Here is a 26,201-nt window from a genome sequence, read left to right as displayed (position 1 = left end):
AATAAATTGTGATCAACGCAGTGTTTCGTTTCTAAGATAAACGAGGCATTGCGTTTTTTAATGTTTGGAAATGAAGATTTTATGCGAAAATAGAATTAAGGACTATGATTACGAAGTGGATTGCTAACCATCAGTAGGTGATTACTTGTTTGATGAGGATATGTATTCATCGTAGAAGGAGGCAAAGCATGAATTTTGAGCAATTAAAGCAAGATGTTATAGCATATAGTAAAACAATTGGAATAGATAAAATAGGCTTTGCGAGTGCCTCACCATTTGAAGAATTAAAACAGCGTTTAATTCAGCAGCAACAATTAAATTATCAGTCTGGATTTGAAGAACCTGATATTGAAAAAAGAACGAATCCACAGTTACTATTGCCAGGAGCAAAATCCATTATTGCAATTGCATTAGCGTATCCATCAAAGTTGAAAAATGCACCGTTAAGTAAACGAGGAGAAAGACGTGGTATTTTTTGCCGTGCTTCTTGGGGACAAGATTATCATCTTGTTTTGCGGGATCGCCTGCAAAAATTAGAGGCGTATTTAATTGAGAAGCTTCCTGATATAGAAGTGAGATCAATGGTGGATACGGGAGAGTTGAGCGATCGCGCTGTTTCGGAGCGTGCTGGTATTGGATGGAGCGGTAAAAACTGTTCTATTATTACGCCAGAATTTGGCTCCTATGTGTATTTAGGTGAAATGATTACGAACGTACCATTTCCGCCGGATCAACCAATAGAAGATCAGTGCGGAAGTTGTACAAAGTGTATTGATATTTGTCCAACTGGTGCACTTGTACAGGGAGGACAATTAGATTCAAAAAAATGTATTGCTTTTTTAACGCAAACAAAAGGGTTTCTCCCAGAAGAATATCGAGATAAAATTGGAAATCGTATTTACGGCTGTGATACGTGTCAAACAGTTTGTCCAAAGAACAGAGGGAAGGACTTTCATAACCATCTAGAAATGGAGCCAGATCCAGAGCTTGTTAAACCTTTATTAACTCCATTATTAACGATAAGTAATCGGGATTTCAAAGAAAAATATGGCATTATGTCTGGATCATGGCGCGGGAAAAAACCATTGCAACGAAATGCAATTTTAGCCCTTGCTCATTTCAAGGAAACCACAGCAATTCCTGATTTAATTGGTGTTATGAAAGAGGATCCAAGACCTGTAATTCGTGGTACAGCAGCATGGGCTCTAGGAAAAATCGGTGGTGAAGGTGTAGGAGAATCGATTGAAAAGGCAATGGAGCGTGAAAAGGATGAAGAAGTTCTTCATGAAATGAATCGCGGTCTTGAAATGTTAGCTGAGAAAAAACAGTAGATAATGCCTCTTTTTTTCATATTGTGTAATATGGAGGGAGAGGCCTATGTTGGTAAAGAAACAGCTTGAACAACAGATGCAACAATTTTTAGCTTATATTACAAATAAACGTGTAGGTGTCGATAAGATTCCTGCTGATTTACTACAAGTGTTACAACGAAAAAGAAATTTGTTTCAAAAACGTGATGCTGAAATTGTAAAAGCAACAGCAGACGTATCTTTTATAAGACAATTGAATAGTAAGCAATATCAAGAAGTAGATTATCAAGTTCATTTGAAGTATTTAGTTCATCATCATGAATTATTCTACATGGAAGAAGAACAATTAGAACGGCGTGTTTATCTGAAAGATGGGCGTATTGTAGAAGATAAAGATATTGCAGTGAAAGAAGAAAAGGTCCAAGGGGAAACGTTAGAGCGTGAGATAACGAAAGGAAAGTATGATTCGTATCAATATAATCGCTTAGAAGCTGTCAAATATGCGGAGCGTTGGTGGGATGATCGAAACCCGGCGTATCGTAATTTTCCTGATAATTGTACGAATTTTATTTCACAGTGTCTGCATATTGGTGAAACACCAATGACTGGGTATCCTAACATTCGTAAAGGATGGTGGCAAAGGGAGAATCAGTGGAGCTGGAGCTGGGCAGTTGCTCATTCATTTTATTGGTATTTATCAGGAGCTACAACAGGACTTCGTGCTAAAGCGGTAGAAAATCCGGAAGACCTTCTACTTGGTGATGTAATTGTTTATGATTTTGAAGATGATGGTAGATGGAATCATACAACAATAGTTGTAGCCAAAGATGCGGACGGCATGCCGCTTGTAAATGCCCATTCTGCTAATAGCCGCAGGCGTTATTGGAATTATGAAGATTCCAGTAAATATACACCACAAATGAAATATAAATTTTTTCATATTATTAATGGGTAGAGATTTTTCACTCAAGTGGTATAATACGTAGTAGACAAAAGATTGAGGTGAATATAACGTGGGAGTACATGTTGTTTTATATCAACCAGAAATTCCAGCAAATACAGGGAACATTGCACGTACTTGTGCAGCCACTGGAACAGAATTACATTTAATTCGACCACTTGGATTTTCAACGGATGATAAAATGTTAAAACGTGCCGGTCTTGACTACTGGCAGCACGTAAAAATTACGTATTATGATTCGATTGAAGAGTTTTATGAAAAAAATAAAGACGGTGAATTCTTCTATTTAACAAAGTATGGTGAAAAAGCACATACAGCGTTTGATTATAGTAAGGTAGAGAAAGATTATTATTTTGTATTTGGAAGAGAAACAAACGGATTGCCAGCAAACGTAATTGAAGAAAACTTCGATCATTGTTTACGTATTCCAATGACTGACAAAGTACGTTCTTTAAATTTATCTAATACAGCAGCGATTTTAATTTATGAGGCATTCCGCCAACAAAATTATCCAGGTTTAGATTTAGAGATTGTATATTAAAATTTAAATGTAATAGCAGACAAAAAGTGATGGGCTTAGGCCCATCACTTTTTGTTTGTACCTGGTTTATCATTATATCCTGAAGTGAAAATTGCAGTAAGAAATGTAAGTGAGACACCTAAAATTAATAATAATTTCATGTGAGACCTCCTTCTTCATATTTTATTTAAAATAATTTTGATCTGAAGTTTATGTAGATTCTATGGAAGTAAAGAAGATATATCCTGTAAGAATGGAGAACAAGTTCCCTAGTATTTTTATTATACCGAATTTTCTTTTAACTTTGGGGTGAAATTTATAATGTTTGTAGAAGATTTCATTTTGATTTAAAGAATGTTTAAGGACATCCTCGCATACCTTTTATAATAATCCGATTGAACAAGGAGATGGGGGAGGAGCTATAATGGATATTCTAAAGAAAATTGAACAGCATCGAGAAGCAGAAGAACGTTTACAATGGGAAGGTACGTTTGCGGAATATTTGGAGCTTGTTAAAGAACGACCATGGGTGGCTCAAACTGCACACTCTCGCATTTACAATATGATTAAAGATGCTGGCATTGAAGAAGTAGAGGGTAGAAAAAAATATAATTTTTTTAGCAATCAGCTATTTGGATTAGAAGAAGCATTAGAGCGTCTTGTGGAAGAATATTTTCATCCGTCTGCGAAACGTTTAGATGTTAGAAAACGGATTTTATTATTAATGGGACCAGTTAGTGGTGGGAAATCAACGTTAGTCACTATGTTAAAACGGGGATTAGAGACATACTCGCGTACAGATCGAGGAGCTATTTTTGCGATAAAAGGTTGCCCGATGCATGAAGATCCTCTTCATTTAATACCACATCATTTACGTGATGACTTTTACGATGAATATAGGGTAAGAATTGAAGGGAATTTGTCACCATTAAATGTGATGCGTTTAGAAAAAGAATATGGTGGAAGAATTGAAGATGTAATTGTAGAACGTATTTTCTTCTCGGAAGATCGCCGGACAGGAATTGGTACATTTAGTCCTTCAGATCCAAAATCACAGGATATTGCAGATTTAACAGGGAGTATTGATTTTTCTACAATTGCAGAATATGGTTCAGAGTCAGATCCACGTGCATACCGTTTTGATGGAGAGTTAAATAAAGCAAACCGTGGTATGATGGAATTTCAGGAGATGTTAAAATGTGATGAGAAATTTTTATGGCATCTATTATCTCTTACACAAGAGGGGAATTTCAAAGCGGGGAGATTTGCACTTATTTCAGCAGATGAATTAATTGTAGCCCACACGAATGAAACAGAGTATCGCTCCTTTATTTCTAACAAGAAGAATGAGGCGTTACATTCAAGGATTATTGTAATGCCGGTTCCATATAATTTACGAGTGAGTGAAGAAGAACATATTTATGAAAAGATGATTCATGAAAGCGATGTTGCCAATGTACACATTGCGCCGCACACACTTCGCGTCGCAGCAATGTTCACGATTTTAACACGCTTGAAGGATCCGAAGCGCCCAGATATTGATTTAATTAAAAAGATGCGTTTATATGACGGAGAAATGGTAGAAGGTTACAATGCAATTGATGTAGAGGAATTGCAGCGTGAATATCAGGATGAAGGTATGAGTGGTATTGATCCGCGTTATGTCATTAACCGTATTTCTTCTACTATTATTAGAAAAGAAGTACCATCGATTAATGCGCTTGATGTGTTACGTTCATTAAAAGATGGGTTAGATCAACATCCATCTATTAGTAATGAAGATCGGGAGCGCTATATGAATTTCATTTCATTAGCACGGAAAGAGTACGATGAAATTGCTAAGAAAGAAGTACAAAAAGCATTCGTGTATTCGTATGAAGAATCAGCTAAGACGCTTATGGATAATTACTTAGATAACGTTGAGGCATATTGCAATAAATCAAAATTACGTGATCCATTAACAGGTGAAGAAATGAGTCCAGATGAAAAGCTGATGCGTTCTATTGAAGAGCAAATTGGTATTTCAGAAAATGCAAAGAAAGCGTTCCGAGAAGAAATTTTAATACGCATTTCTGCTTATGCTCGTAAAGGAAAACGTTTTGATTATAACTCACATGAACGCCTTCGCGAAGCAATCCAGAAAAAATTATTTGCTGATTTGAAAGATGTTGTGAAAATTACAACATCTACGAAAACACCAGATGAAAATCAGCTGAAGAAAATTAATGATGTTGTAGCACGCTTAATCGATGAACATGGATATAACTCTTCATCAGCAAATGAATTGCTTCGCTATGTAGGTAGCTTGTTGAATCGATAGCTTGATAATAAAACGCTGTCTCTAATGAAAGCAGAGGCAGCGTTTTTGTATCTATCTGATTGAAGTAATGGAACTTTACTATATAAATTCATTTCGATTTTTCGACATATAAGTCGCGGCTATGAAAACAAAAGGAAATCTCCACTTATTTTCTCCCTTTGTTTTCACGTGGAATGGGGCTAAAAAAGGCATTGACCGCTACTGTGCATGGTCGGATGCTCTCTTCTACCTAAAAAGTAGGTGCTGTATTGGTTTTTCAATCTGTATTTATATAGTGAATGTTTCCTGGAGACTTGTCCAAATATAATAAATTAAGGTGCAATTTCATGAATTTATTGTCAATTATTTTTACAATACGCATATGATAGAGTAACCAATCATTCATACAGAAAAAGCCAACACAATACAATATGTTGCAGAGTGGAAAAGTGTGCAACAATGAATTGTGTTTCTTTCTTATCAGCTAAAGAAGTTTCAATTTAAAATGAATGCCAAAGTTTTTGTTAAGGAAGTTCGGAGCAATACGTAAAAAAGCTATGGGTGCCTTATGATTATGGAAAAAGTAAGTTCTAATGAACAGATACTTTTTAACTATTCTTGTTGCTACATCATAACCTTAAATTTGTATATTACTGTTTATTAGAGAAAATAAGGGAAATTACAGTAAGGAGGGAAAAAGATGGGCGAAGAAAATCAACCAAATTATACAATTTCACAGGAAAACTGGTCCCTCCATCGCAAAGGACATGACGATCAACAACGCCATCAAGAAAAGGTACAAGAGGCAATTAAGAATAACTTACCAGACCTTGTGACAGAAGAAAATATCGTGATGTCTAATGGTAGGGACGTTGTAAAAATACCAATTCGGTCTTTAGATGAATATAAAATTAGATATAACTACGATAAGAATAAACATGTTGGGCAAGGAACTGGTGATAGTAAAGTTGGCGATGTGGTTGCAAGAGATGGGGCAGGTGGTCAAAAGCAAAAAGGACCAGGAAAAGGGCAAGGTGCAGGGGATGCAGCTGGAGAAGATTATTATGAAGCAGAAGTATCAATTTTAGAATTAGAGCAAGCATTTTTTAAAGAGTTGGAGCTGCCTAATTTAAAGCGGAAAGAAATGGATGAAAATCGTATTGAACATATTGAATTTAATGACATTAGAAAAACAGGATTGTGGGGAAATATTGATAAAAAACGGACGATGATCTCAGCTTACAAACGAAATGCGATGAATGGAAAGCCAGCTTTTCATCCAATTCGTCAAGAAGATTTGAAGTTCCGAACATGGAATGAAGTGTTGAAGCCAGATTCCAAAGCTGTTGTATTAGCAATGATGGATACGAGCGGATCTATGGGGATTTGGGAGAAGTATATGGCGCGTAGTTTCTTCTTTTGGATGACAAGATTCTTACGTACAAAGTACGAAACGGTAGATATAGAGTTTATTGCACATCACACAGAAGCGAAGGTCGTGACAGAAGAAGAGTTTTTCTCAAAAGGAGAAAGTGGTGGAACAATCTGTTCCTCTGTTTATAGAAAAGCACTTGAGCTTATAGATGGCAAGTATTCACCGGAACGCTATAATATTTATCCATTTCATTTTTCAGATGGAGATAACTTAACATCAGATAATGCTCGGTGTGTGAAGTTTGTGCAAGAATTGATGAAGGTATGTAATATGTTTGGGTATGGGGAAGTAAACCAGTACAATCGTCACAGTACGCTTATGTCAGCCTATAAAAATATTAAAGATGAGAATTTCAGATACTATATTTTAAAGCAGAAAGCTGATGTGTTTCATGCAATGAAGAGCTTTTTTAGAGAAGAATCAGGTGAGAAAATGGCGTAGCCCCTTTTTTAAGGGGTTTTTTATATAATAGAATATTCATTCATGTGTAATAAAAGGGAAAAAATCGAAGTAGAAATATTTATATAACTTTACTTTTTATGTAAAATAGTATATTATATAAATATACAATATAACGGTTATTTTCTAGGAGGAGCCTGTCACCATAGGCTCCTCCTGTTCTTTTTTAAGCAGCCTGTCGTACAGGTTTTTTTTAAAAGAATAAATAACTGAAAATTAGGAAAAATAATTTTTGAAAGAGGTGAGGCATACATATAACAAAGAGAGAGGTAATGATGAAAGGGGGATAAGGCATGACATTGTTGGGTTATCCGCTTGAGACAATTTATTTATATGGATTTATTATTGCTACCGTACTTACTGTTATTTATATCTTTTTTGGAGATATATTTGAATCCATATGTAGCTTCGGAGGTGGATCTACATCTATTGTAACGTTGCTGCTCAGTTTCTTTGCCATGCTTTGTGGTTTTAGTTATATAGGAGAGTATTTATTTACTTGGAATAGTATTGTTATTTTTAGTCTTTCTTTCGGCATATCTTTTATTGGAGTTTTCCTAATGAAAATATTGATTTTAAAACCAATTGCAGAAGCTGAACAAAATACAGTGCAACGTATGGCTGAATTTGTTGGATGCAAAGGAGAAGTGATTATTACCATCCCGAAAGAAGGATTTGGAGAAGTATTAGTTTCTTCGCAATTTGGAAGTAATGCGATACCAGCTAAGACAATTGGAAAGAAAGATATTTTACAAGGAACCGAGGTCATTATTGAGGAAGTTCAAGATGGTGTTTTGCTTGTACAGAACATCGCTTATTCTTTAAAAAAACCAAAGTTATAAGGGGGAATTTGAATGATTCCATTAATTATCGGTGGTATATTACTCGCAATCTTACTTTTACTTATTTTGGTGTTTATCACAAAATACCGTACAGTTGGTCCTGATGAGGCGCTGATTGTAACAGGAAACTGGCTTGGTGGCGGGAAAAACGTTGTCACAACAGATGATGGTAAAAAAATTAAAATTATTCGTGGTGGTGGTACATTTGTTGTACCAATTATGCAACGAGCGGAACTTCTTAGTTTATTAAACTATAAATTAGAAGTTGGAACACGTGATACGTATACAAAGCAAGGGGTGCCAGTTACGGTAAATGGTGTTTCTATTATTAAAGTAGGTTCAACAATTGAAGAAGTATCTACAGCAGCTGAACAATATTTAGGGAAAGAAACGGAAGAGTTAAAAGTTGAAGCGAAAGAAGTATTAGAAGGCCATTTACGTGCTATCTTATCTTCAATGACAGTGGAGGATGCTTATAGTAATAGAGAGCAATTTGCACAAAAAGTACATGAAGTTGCTTCGACAGATTTGAAGAAGATGGGGCTTCGTATTGTCTCCTTTACGATTAAAGAAATCATGGATAAAAATGGTTATTTAGATGCTTTAGGTCAACCGCAAATCGCAACAGTGAAACGTGATGCAACAATTGCGAATGCAGAGCGTGAAAAAGAAGCACGTATTGAAAAAGCTCGTGCGGAGAAAGAAGCAAAAGAAGCTGAATATCAACGCGATGCACAAATTGCAGAGGCTGAAAAGCATAAAGAATTAAAAGTACAATCATATAAGAGAGAGCAAGAGCAAGCACGTGCCGATGCGGACCTTTCTTATGAATTACAACAAGCAAAAGCACAACAAGGTGTTACAGAAGAGCAAATGCGCGTTAAAATCATTGAGCGTGAAAAGCAAATTGAATTAGAAGAAAAAGAAATTGCACGTCGTGAAAAACAATACGACGCGGAAGTAAAGAAGAAAGCAGATGCAGATCGTTATGCAGTTGAACAATCAGCGGAAGCGGAAAAAGTAAAACAAATGAAAAAAGCAGATGCAGATCAATATAAGATTGAAGCAGAAGCAAGAGCACGTGCGGAAGAGGTGCGTGTAGAAGGTTTAGCAAAAGCCGAAATTGAAAAGGCACAAGGGCAAGCAAAAGCAGAAGTTCAAAAAGCGCAAGGTACAGCGGAAGCGGATGTTATCCGATTAAAAGGTTTAGCAGAAGCGGAAGCGAAGCAAAAAATTGCGGAAGCGTTCGAATTATATGGGCAAGCGGCAATTATGGATATGGTTCTTAAAATGCTTCCAAGCTACGCAAAAGAAATTGCAAGCCCACTTAGTAACATTGATAAGATTACTGTTGTGGATACAGGCGGCGGTGGAAAAAACAGCGGAGCTGGAAAAGTGGCAGGATATGCGACTGATCTAATGGCAACGATGCAAGAAACATTAAAAGCTTCTTCTGGTATTGATTTAAAAGAACTATTAGAAAGTTTTGCTGGAAAAGGTGCTGTGCAGCAGGTGGTGAGTGAGAAGCCTGTTGTGCAAGTAGTGGAAGAAAACGAGAAAAGTGAAAAATAACGAAGAAGGCCTCTAGCATTAGGGGCCTTTTTAGGCTCTAATGCAAAGCGAAAATAAAAGAGAATATAGCGCATATATTTCTAGCGGAATTATATTTGATGATATAAGTGCAAACAATTGATGGATGAATTCTTTCTAGTTTGGGCAGGTTGATTCTGTAAATCAATTTTTCTTTTTCATACTGATCATGTCCTTTTTTAGATTGATAGTATCAGTATGTCAAGGTTTTATAAATTTCTTGCACCAGAATCTCGCTAGCATCATACATGCCGCACTCATACCACCTAATGCTTTGGAAAGAAATAATGCCCATATATGATTGGCAAATTCAAATAAAGATTCAGATGAAGATGAAGAACAAAGAAGTAACCCCAGTATAATCAATTTTTGATTAAATCTATCTATATTCCGGTGATAGGAGGTGTTAGTAATTGAGTAAATGTAGCAATATTTCATTATATCAGTAACTAATTGTAACGTATTCATATAAAAAGACATTATAGGAACAACGAGATTGATTCCTAAAAATAAAGAAATTGAATAATATCAAGGCTAAAGATATCTTTTCTGCTGCATACAATTATGTTATTTCTTTCAATGTGTTAAATTTAATTGAAATAAAGTAAATTTAGATTAATGGAGAAATGATTGTATGTTAAACTACATTAAAATATGTTTAATTATAATTCGTTACACAACTTGCTACAAGAACATTAGGAGGATTAGAAAGATGAGGAAATTGAAAGCAAATATATACAAGTATGGAAAGGCTAATATCCTTTACTAAACAGGCTCATTTCAATGGAGGAAGTATTTGGAATCAATCCTGATATCGAAGAATTTCAAAAAGGATTGAAAATAGCGTTAGAGAAACAGAATTAATTTAATATGGGGAATTTGAACTTCATATAGCGTTTGAAAAAGCTACTTTTATTCAAGGGAGATTACAAATAGGATGGACTGTTGTGTATAGCGTAACTCAAATGTTTTTATAGTTATATAAACAGAATTGTTAATGTGACATAAAAATTATTGTGTAACTCCATTTTTATCCCGCATTAACGGACAGTAACACTCCCACCTCAAAATTTAGCGAAAGCAAAGAAGTTAGGTGGGAGATGAACTGTCCGTAAAAGCCCGATTCGTTCAACTAATAATCAGTGGGGGATGAAGAAAACCCCCACTGATTAAAGTTTCACTTTATTTTTAACATTCTTTAAAGATGGTAAGAAGCGAGAAATATCTTAGGAAGGCTATTTATATCAGCATTATTTCGTAAAAGCATAATAAAAATCATGTATTTTTATCCCGCATTAACGGGCAGTAAGACCCCCACCGAAAACAAAGAAGTTAGGTGGGGGATCAAGACCCCCACTGATTAAAATTTCACTTTATTTAGTGTGCTGTTATCGCAGTTTTTATAAGGAACAGAGGAGACTTAATGTATGAAAAAAAGAATTGTAATCATAGAAGATGAAGATAATATCCGAGAAATATGTAAACGGTACTTGGAAAGAGAAGGATATGAAGTATACACCGCTGTAAACGGAACAGAAGGTTGGAATGTATTTCAGCAATATCAACCAGATTTAATTATTCTAGACTTGATGATGCCGAAAAAAGATGGCTGGGAATTATGTGAGGAAATTCGCCAATACTCTAATGTCCCTATTATTATGTTAACCGCTAGAGGAGAAGAAAGAGATCGAATTTTAGGATTAACAATGGGCGCGGATGATTATGTGACAAAGCCGTTTTCACCTCGTGAATTAGTATTAAGGGTGCAAATTATATTAAGAAGAGGAAATCAAGCAACGATACAAGAGAAAGAACCTGTATCAGAAATGATAGAGTTCCTAGATTTGAAGATTGATCCAACGAAAAGACGTGTATTTGTTTGTGGACATGAAATTGAGTTAACAGTGAAAGAATTTGAGGTACTTTATATAATGGCAAAACATCCAAAACAAGTATTCTCACGATCTCAACTTCTTGAACAGATATGGAATTTTGAGTATGAAGGGTGCACAAATGCAGTAACTGTGTTAATGAGTCGTCTACGTGAAAAATTGGAGAAGCATACAACAAAGAATCGTTGGATTCATACAGTTTGGGGCATAGGATATCGCTTTGAGCCAGATGGAGGAAATGAAACATGAAGTTACGGAATCAATTGTTATTGATGAATTTATTAAGCACGGGAATCATAGTAATTTCGATCTGGTATAGTGACAGAAGAATGTTACTTAGACCGGAACAAACACGGCTATTAATAGGAATTGTGATGGTAGCGATGATTCTTTCAACGATTATTTACTGGTTAATGACACGTCCTATTATGAGATCTATTCAAAATTTAATTGCATTAACGAAACAATTTAGTGATAGACACTTTGAAACGATGTATATAATCGGGAAAGAACCAGAAGAGTTTAAAGAATTAGCGACAGCTTTTCAACAAATGGCTAAAAAATTAGAAGAAAGCTTTACTAAGTTAGAACAAGGAGAAAAAGCACGTACAGAACTAATTGCGAATATTTCCCATGATTTACGAACCCCTATGGCTAGCATACAATTGATGATAGAAGCGTTACAAGATGGTTTAATTGAAGATCCTAATATGAAAATGCAGTATCTAACAACAATCCTAAACGAAATTCAAAGATTAAGTGGATTAATTAATAATTTGTTTGAGCTTTCTAAGCTAGAACTTGGACAAGGAGCCTTTCATCCCAGTTTAACACATGTGGACAGCATTCTATTAGAAGTACTAGATTCCCATGCGATCTTATTGAAGGACAAAAATATCCATTTGCAATTGCACGTTTCGGATACATTGCCACGACTTTGGATTATGCCATGTAAAATAGTGCGGGTTATCAGTAATTTGTTACATAATGCGATTCGGCATTCCCCCACATTTGGAACAATCGAGTTAATTGTGGAGGAAAATAAACAAAAACAGCAAGTTACATTCATTTTGCGTGATGAAGGGGAAGGGATTTCTTACGATGATCAATTACGTATATTTGAACGTTTTTTCAGAACAGATCCATCAAGAAGTTCACAATCTGGAGGGTCTGGACTTGGACTCGCCATTGCAAAATCACTAGTTGAAATACACAAAGGAGAAATTGGTGTTCAAGATCGTTCGGATGGGAAACAGGGATGTGAATTTTGGTTTACTCTTCCCATTGCATCAGAAAAGAAATAATACGGTTGAAAGACTTTTGTAACATTTATGAGAGAGAAATGAAAGATTTGTTAGCTATGATGAAGTTAATCTTACTAGTAGATGTTCTAACTCATCTAGAAAACAAGGAGAAAAATGACGATGAAGAAATTAAAACCAACACTTAGTGTATTAGGTAGTGTAACAATGGCACTGACTTTGGCATCCCCTGCGTTAGCTGAAACAACACCTGAACAAGACGGAAAAGTGGAAACTTTTAAAGAAAATAAAAATATGAAGGAAGGGCAAAATATTATCTATGATGGTTCTGAAAAAAAGGGAATCATAATTATGGAAGAGCCTCAGGAAAATAATGACTGGGATAATGATGGCATTCCTAATGATGTAGAAGAAAAAGGGTTTAAAATTGTATTTAATAAAAAGACAGGGAAAAATGAAGCCCAACCATGGGATCAACAGCAAGACTTTGGTGAAAAGAGATTTATAACAAATCCTAGGAGTGCAAACTCAGATGGAGATCCTTTTACAGATAGCTATGAAGTGGAGCATTATGGCAGTGATTCTGATGTAGATTTCAATCCCATGATTGCGAATGTGCCAAATCTACAAATTGCTGTAAAACGCATCGATATTACTCCAGTTGCTAGTATTACAGATTCAAATGGTGAATCACGTACTAAGAGTTGGGAAAAAAGTTTATCGGTACAACATTCTTTTAATGTAGGTTTAGCTGGTGAAGCCGGTGCTGAGGGATCAGCAGCGGGTCCTGTACCTTCAGGAAAAGGATCGTTAAATGTGGGGTATGGTTATTCTAATACAAAAACAGAAACAGAAAGTATTTCTAATAGTTTTGATTGGTCAACAGCAACAACTGTTGATTCAGCTAAAGCAGCAAATGTGCGCTTCCATCTAGAATATAAAAATACGGGTACAGCATCTGCTGGGGATGTTTCACCTCACTTTAACATTCGATTAGGAAATAAAATTATCAATACTGTAAAGGCAACACAAGACCGTTATAAGGCAAACTTGTTAACTACAGAAAAAGGTGGAAACAATAAAACTGAAATTCTAATGGACAGTGTAGAAGGTCAAGCGGATGTGAAAATTTCCCTAACACTGGATGAATTAAAAGCAGTAGAACAAGGGGCACCTCTTTCTATTGAAGTATTGCCTACTAGTACGATGAATGTGTATACAATGAAAGATGGGAAATTTGAAAATTTAGGAGATTGGGCGCATTTTGCGTCTAATGTAAATGCTTCTACTACATTAGTAGAAACAAATTTGGGTTCTATACCAAAATTTAGAGTGTATACACCAAAAAAGGATAAAACAAAACCTGCTAGCGTTGATCATAATCTTTCATTGGACGAATTTTTTAAAAATAGCGGGATAGATAGTTATGCTTGGACAGCAAACGCTGTAGTAAATGGTCAGCTAAACAAAAATCTAGTTCGTTATGGTCCAAATCGTTCTCTTTTAGAACGAGGTGTGAACCTTGGTTTCTTTGATAACCGCGTACTACGACCAACTCTATCATATAGCAGTTATGATTATAGCAAGAAAAAGATTTACGCATCGGTTATACCAGGTTTATTTAATATAAGTGAAGAAATCTTTGTTACGGTTAATAATAAAGAAGGTAAGCAACAAAAGGTAAAATTAGTTCGAAATAAGAATTCAAATGTGTATGAATCTAAAGAGAATGAACCTGTAGACTTAGCAGTAAACAAAAGAGCTCTTGGAGAAACCCCAGTTAAGTTTGAACTCAATGATGTCCAAAATAATAAAACTGAAGTTTCTGTGCCTCTTGTTTCAAATAAAAGCTATCTAGAGGCTATCGATAAATTAGTAGTAGATAATTCCGGAGAACCTATTCTAGAAGGAAAACAGTACTATTTGAAGACGAATGTTAACATACGTGAAGGTGTACAGGAGGATTGGCACATTGGTTTAAGCCAAACAATTAATGGGCGATATGTACACTTTTCACCTCAGTCCAATTGGGATAGATTGAGACTCGGTCCTATACAAAAAGCAATACATGGAGCAGACATTCAAGCAACACCAGTAATGATAGAAAGAAAAGGACAGCCTAAACCAGGACAACCATTCAAAAAAGATGAAGAAGTGTTCCTTAAGTTTACTAACAGTAGTTATAGTGGTTACCAGTATTTAAATATTGGAAATGGTTATGATTATAACTGGTTAGATACTGAAAACAATAGATCTTCTATTAAATTAGACAAGCTTCCTAATGAGAAGAGTTTCTATCTAAAATCTGATTCTACTTATATCACATTTAGACAAAATAATTGGACTGCTAGTGTCGCAGATAATGGTAGCGCCCCAGTTGTAGCTTCTAGTGAGTTTATTTTAAAACCTGAGCATACAAATTCACCAGGTAATAACCATAAATGGGAATTAGAAAGCATTAAGTAAAGTAAGAGATTATAAGGCCGCAAGTATGGTTTTAGAAAACTTAGTGAGCTATGCATATTTGAAAGCTACGTGCGGTAACAATTAATAAAAGTTAAGTTTATCTCGTTATTTGCGCGGGCAGTAATACTCCTGCCTAAAAACAAAGAGTATTACTGCCCGTAAAATGCTAGTTGGTGAGGACTGATAATCAGTGGGAATGAAGAGTTTGCCACTGATTATCAGTCCTCACCTATGAAATCTTACAAACCTGTCATCTTTATGTAAGGTTATTAGATAGTTCATTTATTATTTTAATGTGATAATAAAGGTATAAGAAATACCAGTAAATTTTTAGATATTATAGGAGAGTGTCAGTGATGATTATAACAACAACTTCAACGATTCAAGGAAAAGAAATTATTGAGTATATCGATATTGTAAACGGTGAAGCGATTATGGGTGCAAATATTGTACGTGATCTATTTGCTTCTGTTCGTGACGTTGTCGGTGGCCGTTCTGGTGCATATGAAAGTAAATTAAAAGAAGCACGTGATATTGCAATGGAAGAGATGAAAACTCTTGCGAAGCAAAAAGGTGCAAATGCAATTGTTGGTATTGATGTAGACTACGAAGTCGTTCGTGATGGAATGTTAATGGTTGCTGTTAGTGGTACAGCTGTACGTGTATAAAATAAAAAGTATAATTGCTAAAGTACCTTGTTAAGAGTGAGGTACTTTTTCTTTTTTGTAAAATTAGAAAGGTGAAACACCTGAAAGGAAATAATATCTTATTTTCTTTAAGTTACTTTAGTGTTTTTTTGCACCGTTAATATTTCCAATTATGGTATATTTTTTAGCGGAAGAAGATGTTCAATTCATAATAAATATATTTTTAATAAAAAGGAGAATATTTTGTTAAAAAAAAGTGGGGTAACTACAAGTATATCGATTTTAATACCAGTTTTATTGATCTTACTCATAGTTAACTTTATAAATGAAATTATTTTAACTGTATTTCAGGGGATTTCTCTTGTTTTACCTTTATTTCTTTGTCCTATTGGATTTATTTTAGCTATTTTTTCTTATAAAGTAGATAAAAATAATGGAGCAAAGATTGGGATCGTATTAAATGTGTTAGTATTCTTAATTCCTTTTATTTTGCTGATACGGGGAACGATGTGATTTCTATTTTGGTTATATTTAAATAGAGTTACCTTCTCTAAAGGGGAAAAACGTAGAAAGATCTTTGATAATTTTTGAGGGATTCTGGTGCAAGAAATATATGTGGTATATTCTCTTTTATTATATCTTTGCACCAGCCCGCCTTTTTAGACACTATTTAGAAGTGTATTTCATTCCTTCTAGTCTATCTAGTACCCTTCTTTTCTTATAAAGCATCTTACCTACTTCAGCAATTTCTTCAATCGTTTTTCGATTTAAATAAGCACCAAAAATCATACCAGCAATGGGAATCATCTGAAATAGCTTCTTCCAACCGTAATTGTCACGATATACAGTAAACACTTCGCGCCATGATTTAATTTGGGACATACTGTCGTCGTGATTGACACGAGCATCAAAATGTTTTAATTCATGAAGAATGGTTTGTTTTCCTACAATATCAGACGAGGAAAATTGTAAGCATTTTACGATAAATAATCTCTCTTGAATATCTTCAGGATTATAACCGTAGCAAATTGCAATTTCTTGCAGAATGTTTAGTGACATGCTTAAAACAGCTGGAATATCAATTGCTAGGGTGAAAATGCCACCAAAACCAGTTGTGGCCCCTTGTGCAGTTGCGACAGATTTTCTATTTTCGATAATTTTATCAACGATTGTATCCATCTCACTTAAAAGGGATTTTTGAACATCTGTTAAAGAAGCTGCGTTTTCAAATTTCTTTATTGTTGTTTGTGGATGAATTAAATATTTACTTCCAGAATTGAGATATTGAATGAGCTCATCTAGTAAAATATTAATTTTCTTATGGATAAACTTTGGAGTTAACTTATCAAGAATAGTAAATGGAATTTTCCCCCACTTTTCAAAGAACCAAAGATCTTCCTGTTCTTTCTCCCATTTGTCAATGATTGCGATTTCCTGTAATAAAAGTTCTTTTGACTCCATTTTTCGCCCTACTTTCTTATAACCGTGTCTTTCTATTTTACTGGGTATTTTTTGAATAATAAATAAAATTTAGCGTTTGTATTTATATTGGATGCTGTAAATAAGAAAAAAAGATAAGAGAACCGGCTTGAAGGAAGTATAGAATTAGATAACGTAATACAGCATTTCAGTTGGGATTTCTTGTGTAGGAAGTAGATATACGAGTACAATAAATATGTTAGTTTTACTTAACTTTTAACATTTGAATAAGCTTAATTGATTTTTGTGAGGTATCCTTTTTTACTGATAAAGGGCTTAATCCATTTTTAGATATCAGTATTTTCTGTAAAAAAGAGACTTTAGTTCGAAAGTGGTGGATGAAATGAATATACTGTTTGAAGCAATTAAGAGTAAAAATCTTGAAAAAGTGATAGGAGCTATGCCAAAGGTGGATATAAATGAACAAGATCAGTTTGGAAGAACTTCTTTGCATTACGTAATTGTAAAAAAGGCTCCTATTGAAATATTCAAAGAATTACTAGCCTTCGGGGCGAAAACAGGCATAACAGATCGTTTACATGAGTCAGTACTTACTAAAGCAATTAAGTTTAATAATAAACAAGCTGTGAAGTGTTTAATCGAAAATGGAGTGGAACTGAATCATTCAGCCGGGATAAAGAAAACTCCTTGGTTTTTAGCAAGACATAATCCTGAAATAGCAGATTTATTATTGGAAACAAAAGGAGCTATTCGACTGAAATTAACAGAAAGCGAACAAGCAATCATCGATGGTTGTTTGTATGGAGAATCTGCTGAAGTAAATGTTTATTTGACTCAATTAAATACTCTGGAATTGTTACATGCTTTTGTATTACATTTTAATTGGGATGATGATTTACAGCTGATGAAAATGGTATTGCAACATGCTAATTGTCAGGAAATAACTGCTATTGAAATGTTTGATTTAGTAGATGGGGATTATTGGCTGAATCAGGGAGATAGTAGTGATGAAGAAAGGGAGTATGTAGATTTTGTACAACATCTTTTAAGGAGGTTTCCTAATATATTATAAGCTATTTTTTCATATTGTGATCTTTGTATTAAGGAGATTATACAGAGTAATGGGCAATGAAAGTTAGGGGAATGATTTTGAAGGTTAAAAAATTAAAATTACAGCCAAGAATTACATTGACGATTGGTACACTCATTTTCTTTGTTATTGTTTTAACGAGCTTTCTTTTTTACTATATTGTATCTGAAACGGTGGAAGAGCAAATTGGTAAAAGGGCATTACACGTTGCAAAAACAGTTGCTGCCATACCTGAAATTCAAGAAGCATTTCAGAAAGAAAACCCATCTGCTATTATTCAACCAATTGTTGAGAAAATAAGAGTAGAAACAGATGCCGATTTTATCGTGGTAGGGAATAAAGATGGGATTCGTTATGCGCATCCTTTGCGAGAGAGAATCGGAAAAGAGATGGTTGGTGGGGATAACGAGGGGGTTTTAACGGATGGGAAATCATATATTTCAAAAGCGACTGGGACGTTAGGTCTTTCTTTACGTGGGAAAGTACCAATTCGTGATCAGACTAATCATATTATCGGTGTTGTATCTGTTGGTTTTTCTATGGAGGATATTCATGAAGTGGCAGAAGCATACGGTAAGAGAGTATTTTGGATTGCTATTGCTGGGTTAGTAATTGGAATATTTGGTTCTATATATTTAGCACGTAGTATAAAAAAATTAATGTTTGGTTTTGAACCAGAAGAAATTTCCTCTCTATATGAGGAACATAGTGCTATCATCCAATCTGTACGGGAAGGAATTATGGTAATAGACAAAGAAGGTTGCATTCGTTTAGTCAATCAGGCGGCGTATGAAATTCTTTCTCTTGAAAAACATCAGACTATCATTGGGGATTCTATTTTGAAAATTATTCCGAACTCCTCAATATTAGAAGTGCTCCGAACTGGAGAAGAGCAATTTGATCGATATTTAGATATAAGGGGACAAGCTGTTATTGTAAATCGATTACCTATTAAAGTAAACAATGTGGTAATGGGAGTCGTTTCTAGTTTTCGCTTGAAGTCAGAAATGGATCAGTTAACTGAAGAACTATCTCAAGCGAGGCGTTATACAGAAGCACTTCGAGCGCAGACACATGAGTATAACAATCTTTTGTATACGCTTTCGGGTCTTATCCAATTAGAGTCATATGATGAAGCATTGGAGCTTATTCATAAAGAGACTGCTGTATACCAAGACTTTGTTCAGTTTATTATGGAACGTATACAAAATCCGTGGCTAGGTGGAATTTTAATAGGATTTTATAATCGAGCTAGAGAATTGAAAATTGATTTTATTTTAGATCGCGAGAGTAGTTTGCAAAAGTTAGGTTCGCATATTGATAGTAATCATGTTGTTTCTATTGTAGGTAATTTAATTACAAATGCATTTGAAGCAGTTGAATATAATCAGGGATATGAAAAGCAAGTTAGAATGTTTGTGACAGATATTGGAGAAGAGATTGTCATTGAAGTTGAAGACTCAGGTCTTGGGATTGATGATGAGGTAATTACATGTATATTTGATAAAGGCTTTTCGACAAAAGAAGGAGAAAAACGAGGTTATGGGTTAGCAAAGGTAAAAGAGTTAGTTGAAGATTTAAATGGGAGTATGGCGCTAGAAAAAGGGGAGCTAGGTGGTGCACTGTTTATAGTTGCATTGCCAAAGGAAAGAGGCGAATTGTAATGAACGAGGGGATTGAAGTACTGATTGTAGAAGATGATATTCGCATCGCAGAGATTCATCGTCGGTTTACTGAAAAAGTAGGGGGATTCAAGGTAATTGGGACTGCAACAACAGGAGAACAAGCGAAAGAGTGGTTAGATCTTGTCTCGCCGCAACTTGTTTTATTGGATGTTTATTTACCTGATATGCAAGGGACGGAACTTGTTACATATATCCGGCGTAACCTACATGATACGGATATAATTATGATTACAGCGGCATCAGAAGTCGAAATTGTCCGTCATGCATTGCGAGGTGGGGTGTCGGATTATATTGTAAAGCCACTTATGTTTGATCGTTTCAAAAAAAGTTTAGAAAACTATCAAAAAAAAATACAACAATTAAAACAAACTGAGCAACTATCTGCAGAACAAATTGAGCATTTGTGGTTTAAAGGACAGGTGGAATATAATCAAATTGTTTATGCCCCAAAAGGAATTGATCCTTTAACACTAATAAAAATTAGAAAATATGTATCTAACGTTGGACAAGAAGGAATTACGGCGGAAATGTTGAGTGTAGAAGTAGGCGTAAGCCGATCGACAGCAAGACGCTATTTAGAGTATTTAATTTCTGAAAAGACGGTTTATGCAGAACTTATATATGGAAATGTTGGAAGACCAGAAAGAAGATATTTTCAGGTCTCTTCATAAAGTGGAATTTTAACCAGTGGAAGTATTACTATCTACGAATAGCGGAGAAAAACATAGAATAGAAAAAGTAGAGACTTCTATGGTCTCTACTTTTTGAATAGGAAGGATGAGGATATTTATTTCATTTTATATTGGAATGATGCCAGTAATAATACCGACTATTAACATGACCATTGTTGTTCCAACTGCCCAAAGTAAAGTGAAGCGTTGATGTTCACCAAAATCAACCTTTGCCATTCCAACTAATAAATAAGTGGATGGAACGAGTGGACTTAATAAGTGAACTGGTTGTCCAAGGAGAGAGGCACGCCCCATTTCAGCGGCACTAATTCCATAAGCCGCAGCGGCTTTTGTGAGAATTGGCAATACACCAAAATAAAAAGCATCATTGGACATAAAGAATGTGAAAGGCATACTTATAATAGCTGTAATAATAGGAAGCTGTGGTCCGAGCGCATCAGGAATAAGGGCAACTAGGCTTTGTGCCATCGCATCTACCATTTTTGTCCCCGATAAAATTCCTGTGAAAATTCCAGCGGCAAATACTAAAGAAACAACCGCTAATACGTTTCCTGCATGAGAAGCAATACGTTCTTTTTGTTCTTCCAGACTTGGATAATTAATCATAACTGCAATAGCAAAAGCAACTGTAAATAATACAGGAAGTGGCATAACCTCTATGATAAGGCAGACGAGAAGAGCGATTGTTAATAAAAAGTTAATCCATAATAATTTGGGACGTTTATAGCTAGTAGCTTCTGTAGTTGCTGCTTGTTCATCCATCAGTGCCTTTTCTTTTTGTGTATATTGTATATCGACAATTCCTAAGCGCTTTCTCTCTTTTTTTCCAAGGAAGTAAGCAACAAAAACAACCCATATTGCTCCACCAATCATTGCTGGAATAAGTGGTGTAAATAACTGTGAAGCATCGAGAGTAAGTGCACTCATAACCCTAGCTGTTGGACCACCCCAAGGTGTAAGATTTGTAACCCCAGCTCCTAGCATAACAACTCCAGCTAATATAAGCGGATTCATTCCAAGGCGTTTATATAGTGGATACATTGCAGAAACTGTAATCATATATGTTGTTGTGCCATCACCATCCAATGAAACAATAATAGTAAGAATTGCTGTACCAACAACAATTTTTAATGGATCACCGTTTACAATCTTCAAGATTTTACTAATGATTGGATCAAATAATCCACTATCAATCATAATTCCGAAATATAAAATGGCAAACATAAGCATAATACCAGTCGGTGCTAATTTCTTAATCCCGTCTAGCATCATTGGTCCTACATTTGCATAAAATCCCCCAATTAATGCAAATATAATAGGAATTAATATTAATGCAACTAATGCTGACATACGTTTGGTCATAATTAAAAACATAAAGACAAAGACCATCGCAAACCCGAGTACCGCTAACATGTAATCTCCCCCTCTGAAAATGATTGCGCTTTCAACGAATGCTGAAAATTCAGAAAAACCTTTCTATTTATCATAAAGGATGGAATATGTATGGTAAATAATTAGAAAAATAACGTTATTAAACGCATAATCGTTATTTTGTTCATTTTGTTCATGAATTTTATTTTGAATTTTTAAAAATATAATGTGTTTATTGTAGGAGTGATAGAATAGATGAGAAAATAGAGAAGCGTGAAGTAGGGAGTAGATTTTGAATGAAAGCAATGATTGAAGAGATTTATAGTTCATATAAAGGAAGAGTAGAAGAGATTTTCGTTGATGAATCATCTTACGTATATGAATGGGCAAAATTAATGACGATTCGAAAAAATGACGGAACACTGGAGAAAGTAGCAGTGGGAATTAGTGGTCATATACGATCTGTAAATATAGAGGTTGGTCAGGAAATTGATATGGATACATTGTTACTTAAGTTAGAAGATGATTTATTGATTACGGGCTGCGAATGATAGAAGATGTGTAGAAATTGCTACACATCTTTTTTTTATTAGGAAAAATTCCATTTATTACAAAAAGTGCATTGTTTTTTCACAAATCTCACACAAATTTCACACAACTCTTTGGTATTCTCCTAAATGAGTAAGTAAATAGAATTTGATAGAGAAGGGAATTACATATGAAAATGATTCGATTTTCTTTTCTCTTATTTTTTGTATTACTTTGTATCCCATTTCGTATTCATGCTGAAACAACAATTCAATCACAAATTGATGATACTCCTGCGTACGGAACTGTAAAGCTAAAAAATGGTATGTATAATGAAACGATTGAAATATCAAAACCTATTACGTTGGAAGGAGAGAAAAATACGAAGATTCGTTTTTGTGGTAATAAACCTGTTATTAAGGTGAATGGGGAAAATGTTACTGTTAAACGACTAAAAATAGAGCAGTGTAAGAAAAGAGAGGGAACAGCCGCTGTATATGTTGCAGGAGCCGGGCATAATTTCACTGATTTAGAAATTCGTACACAGCAAATTGGGATGAAGTTGGAAGGTACTCAAAATACGAAAATCCAGAATAGCAGTATTCTAGGAGAAGCTAACGGTAATGGAATTGATTTATGGAAGTCCCATTGGAATCAAATTGAAAATGTTCGAATGAAAAATGTAAGGGATGGGATTTATTTAGAGCAAAGTGATAATAATCAAATATTAAGAAATTCCATTAGGCAATCTCGTTATGGTATTCACCTTATGTATTCTGATGGTACGAATGTGAGCAATAATATATCACAATATAATATAACTGGTGCGATGATTATGGGTACGAAAAGAACGACTGTAAAGGGAAATCAATTTATCAATAATAGAAGAAATGTTCATGCGCAAGGATTACTTTTGTACGATGCGATAGAAACAGAAGTTATGCAGAATCAAGTTACTAACAATAGAGTGGGAATGTATGTTGAAAAGGCGAAAGATAGTCGGATTATAAAAAACATCGTTACAAATAACTTTATTGGAGTGCAATTAAAAAATGCAAATGAAAATGAAATAGCTGAGAATACCTTTTTAAGTAATATCAATGGCTCACAAGCTGCGAAAAGCACGAATAATGTAATTCATCGTAATTATTGGGATGGTGCTTTAAAAGTAGATTTAAATCATACAGGTATTAGTGCATTACCTTATAAGGCTGATTCTTTTTTTTTAGTTTTAACGCAGGATATTCCTGAATACCAGTTGTTTTTTCATTCGCCTGGGCTGCTTGTTTTACAAAATTTAATCAAAATTCCAGATGAATCGATGTTAATTGATTATAAACCAAGTATGAGTATGCAGTTTTCGAAGATAGAAAGAGGTACAGAAAGTCAATTTGAAGCTTGGATTATTAGTGTAAGTATGTTGCTTATGGGAAGTATATTGTTCTTTTTAGGGAGGAAGTATTGATGAAAATAAAACATGTTGTATTTGTTATGTGTATGTGCCTAGTATTTGCAGTGGTAGGGTGTGGAAAGAAGGGCGCAGAGCCAGTCGCGGTCGATGAAAAAAATGATAAGTGTGATGTTTGTAATATGGCAGTAATGGATAATCAATTCGCAACGGAAGTTATTTTAGAAAATGGTAAAGCGCTAAAATTTGATGACATTGGTTGTATGTATAAATGGATGGACGAACATAAAAATGAAAAAACACAAGAAAAATTTGTTCGAGATTATCATACCAAGGATTGGATTTCATTAGATAAAGCTACTTATGTGTATGATAAAACAATTAAAACGCCAATGGCATACAATGTAATTTCTTTTAAAGAGAAAAAAGATGCTGAAAACTTTGTATCTAAACATGCTGGAAAAGTCCTTTCATATAAAGAGTTAACGGATCATAAATGGGAAATGAATAAAGAAATGATGGGGAAAATGAAGAAGGAGCATGGGAAAGAGAATAACTCAGGGCACTCCCATTAATATGAAATAAAATGGAAAGAGGCTTTATAGCCTACAAATAGCTGGATAAAAGACAACCTTAGGCGGTTGTCTTTTTCTATAAAAAGGGTGATGATATGTGGAATATATGCTATTCAGAGTGGCGTAGAACAGTAAGAGAAAAGTCTTCGTATACATTTTTATTACTTTGGATTGTAATACTTTCTTTATTATTTTTGATGGAACGGAATGTACCATCCTTAGCGGGATATACGAACACAATGGGAACGATTTTAAACTTAATTTTATACATTATCCCTTTATTTATGTTAATCGCAGGATCATTTTCAATTGCAAATGAGATGGAAAATGGACAGTGGCGGCTTCTGTGTACATATCCTTTAACTACATCCTCATATGTAATAGGAAAGATTGCTGGTCAATTTATAGCGCAAATTATTCTTTTTACACTTAGCTTTGGAAGTAGTGTAATGATTGGATTATTAAGTGGAAGTATGTTTAAAAGTAGCTGGATACTAGCAATTTACTTATTTTCTATTATTCTTATATTCTTTTTTATAGTTTTAGGTATAACAATTGGTGCATTTTCTCTGACAAGGTGGCAAGCGTTAGCAATTTCAATTGCAGTTTGGTTTTTACTCATTATGATGTGGCCTACGGCAGTAATTAGTATTCTTAATCTTGTTCCATATACGATGATAGCGTCGCTTATAAAAGTTTTTGTGTTTTGTAATCCGGCTGAACTGCTAAGAATCATATTTGTTATTCAATTAGGGGGAGGGGCAGTATTTGGACAATCCTATGATCAGCTTGTGATGTTTTTTCAGAGTGGGGCAGTAGTTATAGTTCTTTTTATGTATAGTGCGATCTATACAGTAATCTTCTTATTATTAGCTGTTTGGCGACTAGAAAGGAGAAGAAACCAATGACGGTATTGCAAATTGATGGAATTTGTAAGCAGTATAAAAAGAAAACGGCATTATTTCCTACTTCGCTACACGGTAGAGATGGAGAATGTATTGTACTATGCGGTGGAAACGGAGCGGGGAAAAGTACGATCCTTAATATATTAGCAGGAATCTCTTCACCTACATCTGGAACAGTAAGGTTACAGGACATAGAATTGCGTAAAAATAGAAGGCGATATGTAGCTGAAATTGGTTATATGCCAGATGATTTTCATGCGCAACAATCTATGACTGTACAAGAGTTTCTATCATTCTATGCAGCTTTTCGGAAGGTAGGAAAAGAGAGAGTCCAGGAAGTAATTGCATTACTTGGATTAGAAGAGAAGCAAAGCGAGTGTTTACACAGACTATCAAAAGGAATGAGACAAAGGCTTTTATTTGGACAAGCGTGGCTCGCCAAGCCTAAATTACTACTATTAGATGAACCAACAAATGGTTTAGATCCATATTGGGTAAATGAATTTGTTACATTATTAAAAGATATAAAGAGAAGTGGTACAATCATTGTTTTTTCTACACATATGATGGATGTAGCAGCAGATATTGGAGATGTGATTCTCTTTATGGAAGATGGAAAGATTACACAAGAAATAAGAGACGATGGAAATACGGAAAACTTGATATTACAATTATTGCAGCTTCATCGTAAGTAACAGAATAGATTTTTTCATATAATCCAAACAGCTGTTGAATCATTTTCAACAGCTGTTTGGATTATATACCTGTTCTTACTTTTGATAATATAGGCATAGAATATAGTAGGAAAGAAGAGCGATTGCAAC

22 protein-coding genes are annotated in these 26,201 nt (G+C 34.7%); 20 read left to right on the top strand and 2 right to left on the bottom strand.

Annotated elements, in window-relative coordinates; all coding sequences use genetic code 11:
* Positions 1–188: 188 nt before the first annotated feature.
* The 12 genes from queG to MHH71_RS13115 all read left to right on the top strand — a co-directional run bounded on the left by queG (position 189) and on the right by MHH71_RS13115 (position 16,196).
* A complete protein-coding gene (gene queG / locus MHH71_RS13175) occupies positions 189–1,331 on the top strand; it encodes a tRNA epoxyqueuosine(34) reductase QueG (RefSeq protein WP_006093441.1) in 1,143 nt (380 codons plus the stop codon).
* A gap of 46 nt (positions 1,332–1,377) precedes the next feature.
* Positions 1,378–2,265, top strand: coding sequence for an amidase domain-containing protein (locus MHH71_RS13170; protein WP_006093442.1), 888 nt, complete (start codon positions 1,378–1,380; stop codon positions 2,263–2,265).
* Positions 2,266–2,323: 58 nt separating this feature from the next.
* On the top strand, positions 2,324–2,812 hold the full coding sequence (trmL, locus tag MHH71_RS13165; RefSeq protein ID WP_003195070.1) for a tRNA (uridine(34)/cytosine(34)/5-carboxymethylaminomethyluridine(34)-2'-O)-methyltransferase TrmL: 489 nt from the start codon (positions 2,324–2,326) through the stop codon (positions 2,810–2,812).
* Between the two features lie 403 nt (positions 2,813–3,215).
* Complete coding sequence (locus MHH71_RS13160; RefSeq protein ID WP_006093443.1) at positions 3,216–5,111, top strand: PrkA family serine protein kinase; 1,896 nt, start codon at positions 3,216–3,218, stop codon at positions 5,109–5,111.
* 679 nt (positions 5,112–5,790) lie between these two features.
* Positions 5,791–6,966, top strand: a complete 1,176-nt coding sequence (gene yhbH, locus MHH71_RS13155) for a sporulation protein YhbH (protein WP_006093445.1) — start codon at positions 5,791–5,793, stop codon at positions 6,964–6,966.
* A gap of 311 nt (positions 6,967–7,277) precedes the next feature.
* Positions 7,278–7,826, top strand: a complete 549-nt coding sequence (locus MHH71_RS13150; RefSeq protein WP_006093446.1) for a hypothetical protein — start codon at positions 7,278–7,280, stop codon at positions 7,824–7,826.
* Between the two features lie 12 nt (positions 7,827–7,838).
* Positions 7,839–9,398 carry a flotillin family protein gene (locus MHH71_RS13145; RefSeq protein ID WP_006093447.1) on the top strand — a complete coding sequence of 520 codons (1,560 nt, stop codon included), beginning with the start codon at positions 7,839–7,841 and terminating at the stop codon, positions 9,396–9,398.
* Positions 9,399–10,843: 1,445 nt separating this feature from the next.
* Positions 10,844–11,557: a response regulator transcription factor gene (locus MHH71_RS13140; RefSeq protein WP_006093449.1), complete on the top strand. Its 714-nt coding sequence runs from the start codon at positions 10,844–10,846 to the stop codon at positions 11,555–11,557.
* Positions 11,554–12,612, top strand: a complete 1,059-nt coding sequence (locus MHH71_RS13135; protein WP_018765619.1) for a sensor histidine kinase — start codon at positions 11,554–11,556, stop codon at positions 12,610–12,612. Before MHH71_RS13140 ends, MHH71_RS13135 begins: the two co-directional genes overlap by 4 nt.
* A gap of 120 nt (positions 12,613–12,732) precedes the next feature.
* Complete coding sequence (locus MHH71_RS13130) at positions 12,733–15,036, top strand: binary toxin-like calcium binding domain-containing protein (protein ID WP_033798602.1); 2,304 nt, start codon at positions 12,733–12,735, stop codon at positions 15,034–15,036.
* A 356-nt stretch (positions 15,037–15,392) separates the two neighbouring features.
* The gene (locus MHH71_RS13125) at positions 15,393–15,704 is read left to right on the top strand and encodes a heavy metal-binding domain-containing protein (protein WP_000587631.1); all 312 of its coding nucleotides are present in this window, start codon (positions 15,393–15,395) and stop codon (positions 15,702–15,704) included.
* A gap of 222 nt (positions 15,705–15,926) precedes the next feature.
* The gene (locus MHH71_RS13115; RefSeq protein ID WP_018781888.1) at positions 15,927–16,196 is read left to right on the top strand and encodes a hypothetical protein; all 270 of its coding nucleotides are present in this window, start codon (positions 15,927–15,929) and stop codon (positions 16,194–16,196) included.
* A gap of 153 nt (positions 16,197–16,349) precedes the next feature.
* On the opposite strand, the gene MHH71_RS13110 is transcribed toward MHH71_RS13115, so the two are convergent.
* A complete protein-coding gene (locus tag MHH71_RS13110; protein WP_006093451.1) occupies positions 16,350–17,144 on the bottom strand; it encodes an EcsC family protein in 795 nt (264 codons plus the stop codon).
* A gap of 361 nt (positions 17,145–17,505) precedes the next feature.
* Between MHH71_RS13110 and MHH71_RS13105 the strand changes: the two genes are divergently transcribed.
* The 3 genes from MHH71_RS13105 to MHH71_RS13095 all read left to right on the top strand — a co-directional run bounded on the left by MHH71_RS13105 (position 17,506) and on the right by MHH71_RS13095 (position 20,569).
* Positions 17,506–18,195 carry a DUF4274 domain-containing protein gene (locus tag MHH71_RS13105; protein WP_033798603.1) on the top strand — a complete coding sequence of 230 codons (690 nt, stop codon included), beginning with the start codon at positions 17,506–17,508 and terminating at the stop codon, positions 18,193–18,195.
* Between the two features lie 71 nt (positions 18,196–18,266).
* The gene (locus MHH71_RS13100) at positions 18,267–19,877 is read left to right on the top strand and encodes an ATP-binding protein (RefSeq protein ID WP_078211680.1); all 1,611 of its coding nucleotides are present in this window, start codon (positions 18,267–18,269) and stop codon (positions 19,875–19,877) included.
* A complete protein-coding gene (locus tag MHH71_RS13095) occupies positions 19,877–20,569 on the top strand; it encodes a response regulator (protein WP_006093454.1) in 693 nt (230 codons plus the stop codon). Before MHH71_RS13100 ends, MHH71_RS13095 begins: the two co-directional genes overlap by 1 nt.
* A 126-nt stretch (positions 20,570–20,695) precedes the next feature.
* Here the strand turns inward: MHH71_RS13095 and MHH71_RS13090 are convergent, their stop codons facing one another.
* On the bottom strand, positions 20,696–22,003 hold the full coding sequence (locus MHH71_RS13090; protein WP_006093455.1) for a CitMHS family transporter: 1,308 nt from the start codon (positions 22,001–22,003) through the stop codon (positions 20,696–20,698).
* 254 nt (positions 22,004–22,257) lie between these two features.
* On the opposite strand from MHH71_RS13090, the gene MHH71_RS13085 reads away from it, so the two are divergent.
* The 5 genes from MHH71_RS13085 to MHH71_RS13065 all read left to right on the top strand — a co-directional run bounded on the left by MHH71_RS13085 (position 22,258) and on the right by MHH71_RS13065 (position 26,072).
* The gene (locus MHH71_RS13085; protein ID WP_006093456.1) at positions 22,258–22,512 is read left to right on the top strand and encodes a hypothetical protein; all 255 of its coding nucleotides are present in this window, start codon (positions 22,258–22,260) and stop codon (positions 22,510–22,512) included.
* Positions 22,513–22,679: 167 nt separating this feature from the next.
* A complete protein-coding gene (locus MHH71_RS13080) occupies positions 22,680–23,954 on the top strand; it encodes a right-handed parallel beta-helix repeat-containing protein (protein WP_006093457.1) in 1,275 nt (424 codons plus the stop codon).
* On the top strand, positions 23,954–24,472 hold the full coding sequence (locus tag MHH71_RS13075; protein WP_006093458.1) for a nitrous oxide reductase accessory protein NosL: 519 nt from the start codon (positions 23,954–23,956) through the stop codon (positions 24,470–24,472). The genes MHH71_RS13080 and MHH71_RS13075 overlap by 1 nt, the downstream gene beginning before the upstream one ends.
* Positions 24,473–24,567: 95 nt before the next feature.
* Positions 24,568–25,380, top strand: coding sequence for an ABC transporter permease (locus MHH71_RS13070; protein ID WP_006093459.1), 813 nt, complete (start codon positions 24,568–24,570; stop codon positions 25,378–25,380).
* Positions 25,377–26,072: an ABC transporter ATP-binding protein gene (locus MHH71_RS13065; protein ID WP_018781892.1), complete on the top strand. Its 696-nt coding sequence runs from the start codon at positions 25,377–25,379 to the stop codon at positions 26,070–26,072. Before MHH71_RS13070 ends, MHH71_RS13065 begins: the two co-directional genes overlap by 4 nt.
* Positions 26,073–26,201 lie beyond the last annotated feature (129 nt).

It is taken from the genome of Bacillus sp. FSL H8-0534, assembly GCF_038005885.1.
Classification (GTDB): domain Bacteria; phylum Bacillota; class Bacilli; order Bacillales; family Bacillaceae_G; genus Bacillus_A; species Bacillus_A pseudomycoides.
The sequence above is the reverse complement of the archived record's forward strand: the minus strand, read 5'-3'. Positions and strand labels throughout refer to the sequence as shown.

Excerpts from the sequence above, each read along its gene's own strand:
- MHH71_RS13170 (WP_006093442.1), top strand. The coding sequence starts at position 1,378 with ATGTTGGTAAAGAAACAGCTTGAACAACAGATGCAACAATTTTTAGCT.
- MHH71_RS13090 (WP_006093455.1), bottom strand. The coding sequence starts at position 22,003 with ATGTTAGCGGTACTCGGGTTTGCGATGGTCTTTGTCTTTATGTTTTTA.
- MHH71_RS13080 (WP_006093457.1), top strand. The coding sequence starts at position 22,680 with ATGAAAATGATTCGATTTTCTTTTCTCTTATTTTTTGTATTACTTTGT.
- MHH71_RS13065 (WP_018781892.1), top strand. The coding sequence starts at position 25,377 with ATGACGGTATTGCAAATTGATGGAATTTGTAAGCAGTATAAAAAGAAA.
- yhbH (WP_006093445.1), top strand. The coding sequence starts at position 5,791 with ATGGGCGAAGAAAATCAACCAAATTATACAATTTCACAGGAAAACTGG.
- MHH71_RS13145 (WP_006093447.1), top strand. The coding sequence starts at position 7,839 with ATGATTCCATTAATTATCGGTGGTATATTACTCGCAATCTTACTTTTA.
- MHH71_RS13125 (WP_000587631.1), top strand. The coding sequence starts at position 15,393 with ATGATTATAACAACAACTTCAACGATTCAAGGAAAAGAAATTATTGAG.
- MHH71_RS13140 (WP_006093449.1), top strand. The coding sequence starts at position 10,844 with ATGAAAAAAAGAATTGTAATCATAGAAGATGAAGATAATATCCGAGAA.
- MHH71_RS13075 (WP_006093458.1), top strand. The coding sequence starts at position 23,954 with ATGAAAATAAAACATGTTGTATTTGTTATGTGTATGTGCCTAGTATTT.
- MHH71_RS13130 (WP_033798602.1), top strand. The coding sequence starts at position 12,733 with ATGAAGAAATTAAAACCAACACTTAGTGTATTAGGTAGTGTAACAATG.
- MHH71_RS13150 (WP_006093446.1), top strand. The coding sequence starts at position 7,278 with ATGACATTGTTGGGTTATCCGCTTGAGACAATTTATTTATATGGATTT.
- MHH71_RS13070 (WP_006093459.1), top strand. The coding sequence starts at position 24,568 with ATGTGGAATATATGCTATTCAGAGTGGCGTAGAACAGTAAGAGAAAAG.
- MHH71_RS13110 (WP_006093451.1), bottom strand. The coding sequence starts at position 17,144 with ATGGAGTCAAAAGAACTTTTATTACAGGAAATCGCAATCATTGACAAA.
- queG (WP_006093441.1), top strand. The coding sequence starts at position 189 with ATGAATTTTGAGCAATTAAAGCAAGATGTTATAGCATATAGTAAAACA.
- MHH71_RS13100 (WP_078211680.1), top strand. The coding sequence starts at position 18,267 with ATGATTTTGAAGGTTAAAAAATTAAAATTACAGCCAAGAATTACATTG.
- MHH71_RS13105 (WP_033798603.1), top strand. The coding sequence starts at position 17,506 with ATGAATATACTGTTTGAAGCAATTAAGAGTAAAAATCTTGAAAAAGTG.
- MHH71_RS13135 (WP_018765619.1), top strand. The coding sequence starts at position 11,554 with ATGAAGTTACGGAATCAATTGTTATTGATGAATTTATTAAGCACGGGA.
- MHH71_RS13160 (WP_006093443.1), top strand. The coding sequence starts at position 3,216 with ATGGATATTCTAAAGAAAATTGAACAGCATCGAGAAGCAGAAGAACGT.
- MHH71_RS13085 (WP_006093456.1), top strand. The coding sequence starts at position 22,258 with ATGAAAGCAATGATTGAAGAGATTTATAGTTCATATAAAGGAAGAGTA.
- MHH71_RS13095 (WP_006093454.1), top strand. The coding sequence starts at position 19,877 with ATGAACGAGGGGATTGAAGTACTGATTGTAGAAGATGATATTCGCATC.